Annotated in this window: 3 protein-coding genes; 1 reads left to right on the forward strand and 2 read right to left on the reverse strand. The window is 68.9% G+C overall.

The window, feature by feature from the left end; all coding sequences use genetic code 11:
* Positions 1–263 (reverse strand): dTMP kinase (locus RMO85_RS01210; protein WP_310525945.1); only part of this gene is annotated, 263 nt, incomplete at its 3' end.
* Positions 264–305: 42 nt separating this feature from the next.
* Positions 306–3,026, reverse strand: a complete 2,721-nt coding sequence (gene topA / locus RMO85_RS01215) for a type I DNA topoisomerase (protein ID WP_310525946.1) — start codon at positions 3,024–3,026, stop codon at positions 306–308.
* A gap of 259 nt (positions 3,027–3,285) precedes the next feature.
* Between topA and RMO85_RS01220 the strand changes: the two genes are divergently transcribed.
* Positions 3,286–3,472: hypothetical protein (locus RMO85_RS01220; RefSeq protein WP_310525947.1), on the forward strand; the 187-nt coding region annotated here is incomplete at its 3' end.

Here is a 3,472-nt window from a genome sequence, read left to right on the forward strand (position 1 = left end):
ACGGTGTCGACGTGCTCGGCCTTGTCCGCGGCGTACAACAAGACCTCGGTGCGGTGCGAGAGCTCACCCGTGGCGGGGTCGAGGACGATCTGGCGCAACGCCTTGCCGACCTCGGTGTCGCCGGGCTCGAAGGTGAGCAGAACGGTGTGGCCGGTCCCCTCGAGCCACTGCGCGAGCCGGCGCGACTGGGTCGACTTGCCGGCCCCCTCACCGCCCTCGAAGCAGACGAACAGTCCGCTGTCGGAGTACACCCTCTCGCTCACGCGCACACCCTACGGGCGGGCACCGACGTCGACCCTGCTCGCCTACGCCTTCTGGGCGGCCGTCTTCTTCGCCGCCGGCGCCTTCTTGGTCGTCGCCTTCTTCGCGGCCGTCTTCTTGGCCGGGGACTTCTTTGCCGTCGTCTTCTTGGCCGGGGACTTCTTGGCGCCCTCCTTGGCCGTCTTCTTCGCCGGTCCCTTGTCACGCCGCTCCTGGAGGAGCTCGGCTGCTCGCTCGAGGTTGATCGACTCGATCGTGTCGTCCTTGCGGAGGGTGGCGTTGTACTCGCCGTCGGTGACGTACTCACCGAAGCGACCGGCCTTGACGACGACCGGCTGACCCGAGACCGGGTCGTTGCCGAGCTCCTTGAGGGGAGCGACCGCAGCGCCCCGACCGCGCTGCTTGGGCTGGGCGTAGATCGCCAGTGCCTGGTCGAGGGTGATGTCGAAGATCTGGTCCTCATGGGTCAGAGACCGGGAGTCGGTGCCGCGCTTGAGATAGGGGCCGTAGCGCCCGTTCTGCGCGGTGATCTCCTCGCCGTCCTCGCCCACACCGACGACCCGCGGCAGTTCGAGCAGCTTGACCGCCTCGTCCAGCGACACCGTGTCGAGGGACATGGACTTGAACAGCGAGCCCGTGCGCGGCTTGGCCGACTTGGGCGCATCGTCGGGCAGCACCTCGGTGACGTAGGGACCGAAGCGGCCGTTCTTGGCGACCACCTCGAGCCCGGTCTCGGGGTGGGTGCCGAGCACGGCCTCCTCACCTGCCGGGTTGGCGAGCAGCTCGCGAGCCTTGGCCAGCGTCAGCTCGTCGGGCGGCAGGTCGTCCGGCACGTTGGCCCGCACGAGCGCACCCTCGTCGCCCTCGGGGCCGGGCCCCTCGACGTACGGGCCGTACCGACCCACGCGCAGGTCGATGCCCTCGCCGATCGGGAAGGTCGCGAGCTCCTTGGCGTCGATGTCACCGAGCTCGTTGACCAGCGTGTGCAAGCCCTCGATCTCGCCGCCACCGAAGTAGAACTCGGTCAGCTCGGTCTTGCGGTCGCGGCGGCCGCCGGCGATGTCGTCGAGGACGTCCTCCATGCGGGCGGTGAACTCGTAGGAGATCTGCCGCGGGAAGTGGTCCTCGAGCAGTCGCACCACCGAGAACGCCAGCCAGGCCGGCACCAGCGCCGAGCCCTTCTTGTAGACGTAGCCACGGTTGACGATGGTGCCCATGATCGAGGCGTACGTCGAAGGGCGCCCGATCTCGCGCTCTTCGAGCTCCTTGATCAGCGTCGGCTCGGTGTAGCGGGCCGGCGGCTTCGTCTCGTGACCCGCGGCCTGGACCGATGCGGCCGAGACAGCCTCGCCCTCGGTCAGGTTGGGCAGGCGGGTCTCCTGGTCGTCGCGCACGGACGAGTCGTCGGTGCCCTCGACGTAGGCCTTGAGGAAGCCGTGGAAGGTGATGACGCGGCCGCTCGCGGCGAAGACCGCGTCCTCGCCGGTCGAGGACGCACCGCCGATGCGGATGGAGACGGACTGGCCCGTGGCGTCCTTCATCTGCGACGCGACCGTGCGCATCCAGACCAGCTCGTAGAGCCGGAACTGGTCACCGGTCAGGCCGGTCTGCGCGGGGGTGCGGAACGAGTCGCCGGCGGGGCGGATCGCCTCGTGCGCCTCCTGCGCGTTCTTGACCTTGGAGACGTAGGTGCGCGGCACGTCGGGGAGGTACTCGGCGCCGTAGAGCTCGCGCACCTGGGCCCGCGCGGCGTTGATGGCAGTGCCGGACAGGGTCGTCGAGTCGGTACGCATGTAGGTGATGTAGCCGCCCTCGTAGAGGCGCTGCGCGACCGACATCGTGACGCTGGAGCTCATCCCCAGTTTGCGACCGGCCTCCTGCTGGAGCGTGGTGGTACGGAAGGGGGCGTAGGGCGAGCGGCGGTAGGGCTTGGACTCGACGAGGCGGACGTCGTACGTCGTGTCCTCCAGCGCCGCGGCCAGCGCCTCGGCGCGGGCGCGGTCGAGGTGGACGATGCCGTCCTTCTTCAGGACGCCGTCCTGGCCGAAGTCGCTGCCGCGGGCGACGCGGGCGCCGTCGAGGGAGTAGAGCTTCGCGGGGAACATCCGCTGCTCGTGCGAGCTGCCGGCGTCGAAGGTGCCCTCGAGGTCCCAGTAGGACGCGAGCTTGAACTTCATCCGCTCGCGCTCGCGGTCGACCACGAGCCGGGTGGCGACGGACTGGACGCGCCCCGCGGACAGGCCGGACATCACCTTGCGCCAGAGCACGGGTGAGACCTCGTAGCCGTAGAGGCGGTCGAGGATGCGGCGCGTCTCCTGGGCCTCGACGAGGTCCATGTCGAGCTCGCGGGGGCTGTCGGCGGCGGCGAGGATGGCCGACTTGGTGATCTCGTGGAAGACCATCCGCTTGACCGGGATGCCCTTGGGGGCGAGCTCGTCGAGGAGGTGCCAGGCGATCGCCTCACCCTCGCGGTCCTCATCGGTGGCGAGGTAGAGCTCGTCGGCGTCCTTGAGCAGCTTCTTGAGCTTGGCGATGTGGCTCTTCTTGTCGCGCGGCACGACGTAGTAGGGCTCGAAGCCGTTGTCGACGTCGACGGCGAGTCGACCCCACGGCTTGTCCTTGATCTTGGCCGGCGTGTCAGCAGCGTTGTTCGGGAGGTCTCGGATGTGACCGATGGACGACTCGACGACATACCCGCTGCCGAGGTAGCCGCCGATCATCTGCGCCTTCTTGGGCGACTCGACGATGACGAGCTTGTGTGCCACGTGAACTCCTGCTCCCTGCCAATGATTCGTCGGGTGGCTCCCAGTGAGTCCACGACGCCTGCTCCCGGTGCCTGTCCCCGCGCCGGACCCGATTGCGCCGCAACCGTAGCGCGTGAAATCGAGACGTCCACTCCCGCAGCCCCCGGTGGATGGGCGGCGTGGCGGGCGGCCGAGGCCGCGTCTGTGGATAACGGAGCTCGATTGCCGGTCGGCGGTGTCAGCGTGACACGTCACCGCACCCACGCGAAGGAGCATCCGTGTGCGACCACTACGACGACCCTGGTTCGCCTCTCCCGGCTCCCCCGTCAATCCGCAGGGCGATCTCGTCACCCACCTCGTGTTCGTCGGCGGCCGACTCGCCGCCGCGCAGGTCGGGCTCACCACCTATCCGCGGCCGGGGACGAGTTCCACCAGACGGGGTAGAATCCTGCTGGTGCCGACGATGA

The organism is Nocardioides sp., from assembly GCF_031422975.1.
Classification (GTDB): Bacteria; Actinomycetota; Actinomycetes; order Propionibacteriales; family Nocardioidaceae; genus Nocardioides.